Annotated in this window: 2 protein-coding genes; both read right to left on the bottom strand. The window is 63.9% G+C overall.

Features of this window, described 5'->3' with window-relative positions:
* The coding region (locus tag EN893_RS29670) for a glycosyltransferase (RefSeq protein WP_245490926.1) at window positions 1-926 on the bottom strand (926 nt) is incomplete at its 3' end.
* A gap of 234 nt (window positions 927-1,160) precedes the next feature.
* Window positions 1,161-2,324 (bottom strand): mercuric reductase (locus EN893_RS29665; RefSeq protein WP_164901224.1); only part of this gene is annotated, 1,164 nt, incomplete at its 5' end.

The raw sequence follows: 2,324 nt of genomic DNA, 5'->3' as shown, positions 1-2,324 counted from the left end.
CCCCACGCCATCGCCTCCAGAATCTTGATGCGGGTGCCGCCGCCTGCCGCAAGCGGGATGATGGTGAGATGCGCTCTCGACAGAAGCGGCGCCATGTCTCCGGGGTCTTCGACGATCTCCACGCCAGGCAATCCTGCCAGCGCTTGCACGGCCGTTGTCGGGTTGCGCCCGGCGAGAATCAGTGTCGCGGTCGGCAAGGCCAGTCGGATGCGCGGAAGTATGGAGCCGGCTAACCTCTGGACGGCATCGACGTTTGGCGGATAGCCGAGATGGCCGACGAACAGGATCACCGGAAAGCTTTCGTCGGATACGGGCTCGGCGGGCAGCGTTTCGGGGCTGTGCCCGGCGTGCGGAATTCCGTTTGGAACGACATCGATCGGCAACTTGTGCCGGGAAAGCGCCATCAACCGCTCTCGATCCTGGCTCGAGCAGACCCAGACCCTGTCGACAAGGGCAAGCGCCTTTCTCTCGAGACGCCTGATGCCAAGGCCCTCGCTGATCGTCGCCACCGCAGCCCGCTTCGCATCGACGTGCCGCAGCTGACCCGCCAGGTCGGACTCAACATTGTGCATGTCGAGGATGAGCTGTTTCGTCAGTGCCCGCAAAGGCCGCAGCAGCTTGAACAGGCCGATGCCCTCGATCAGCACCGTGTCCGGGCGGAAGTCCCGAACCAGTGTCTCCAGCCGCGTCAAGGCGACGCGCGAGATGCGACGCTCCGCCCTTATACGCCACCACCCGATCGAACTGGAGCGGGCCTCTCCCTTGATCGACAAGGCTTCGGTGCGGATCGACGGATCGGTTGTTTCCGTCGCCTGCGGCAGCACAGATACCAGGCAGACCGGGCCGAATTGCGCAGCAGACTCAGCATTGCGATAGTTCCGCAGATCCGCGCCTGAGATCGGCGGAAAGGCTGGATCGTGGGACACAACCAGCACACGTCGCCCGGCTTTCGCCGCGGAGACAGCGTCGAGCGGTTGTGCGCCCGCGGGTTTCAAAGTGGACGCTCTGGGCTTTGCGCCTGAGACTTCATTCCAGACGGCATGCGTGACGGCCCCAAACCATAACAATCGGCTTCGACTTGTTCAGCCGACGAGCCTTTCGTCAAGCGCCGCATCGTCGCTGATTGTCAGATGCACCAGTTGCGGCAGGCTGCCGGAATATCACCATCGCCTGGACCACGCCAACCAGCGGCCCGCCAGACGCTTCCACGATGAGGTGAGCCTTGTCCGCCGATAGGCGTCGCCGGCCATCTTGATGCCTTGCGCCTGCGTCGGGAATGGATGGATGACGTCGGCCAGCGCACGCAATCCCATGCCCGATTTGATCGCCAGCGACACCGCATTGATCATCTCGCCGGCATGGCTGGCAACGACCGTGGCGCCCAGGATGCGGTCGGACCCCTCCCTGACGTGGATTTTGACAAAACCCTCCTCCTCGCCGTCCATAACCGCACGGGCGACATCGTGCATCAGCACTGTATAGGTCTTGACCGGGATGCCGTTCTGGCGCGCCTCCGCCGGATAGAGGCCGACATGGGCGATCTCCGGATCGGTATAGGTGCACCACGGAATGACCAGTTCGCTCAGCTTCCTGCGTCCGAGAAACAGGGCATTGCGCACGACCATGCGGGCTGTCGCCTCGGCGGTGTGGGTGAATTTATAGGCGAGGCAGACATCGCCCGCCGCATAGATGCGCGGATTTGTGGTGCGGAGACAGTCGTCCACCTTGATACCGTCGGCATCGTATGCCACCCCGGCGTTTTCCAGGTCGAGGCCGTCGACATTGGGCGATCGGCCGATGCCAGTGATGATCTCATCGACGGAAATCGTCGTCGTGATGTCGTCGCACACCAGGTCGGCGAGCTTCTTGCCGCCTTCCGTCCGCACCGCCACCACCTCGGTGTTGAGGCGAACCTCGACACCCTCGCGCGCCAGCGCGTCCGAAAGGATTTGGGCGGCATCGCGTTCCTCACCGGGCAGGAACATCGGTTCGCGCTGCGCCTGGATGACCTTCGCGCCCAGCAGGCAGAAGGCCTGCGCCGCCTCGCAACCGAGCGGGCCGCCGCCGATGACCAGAAGCCGCTTCGGGCACTCCGTGAGATCGAACATGGTCTCGTTGCTGAGATAGCCGGCCTCGACCAGCCCCGGGATGGTCGGCAGCCTCGGGCGCGCGCCTGTCGCGATCAGCGCCTTCCTGAAACGCAAGGTTTGTCCGGCGACCGTGACAGCGTCCCTTCCGGAAAACCGCGCTTCGCCGAAATAAAGGTCGATGCCTTCGGAAATCAGGCTATCGGCGGCATCGGCGCGGCTGATCCGCTGCCGGAT

The organism is Mesorhizobium sp. M7A.F.Ca.CA.004.04.2.1, from assembly GCF_004022825.1.
Classification (GTDB): Bacteria; Pseudomonadota; Alphaproteobacteria; order Rhizobiales; family Rhizobiaceae; genus Mesorhizobium.
Note: the sequence above shows the minus strand (reverse complement) of the source record. Positions and strands in the feature narration are given on the sequence as shown.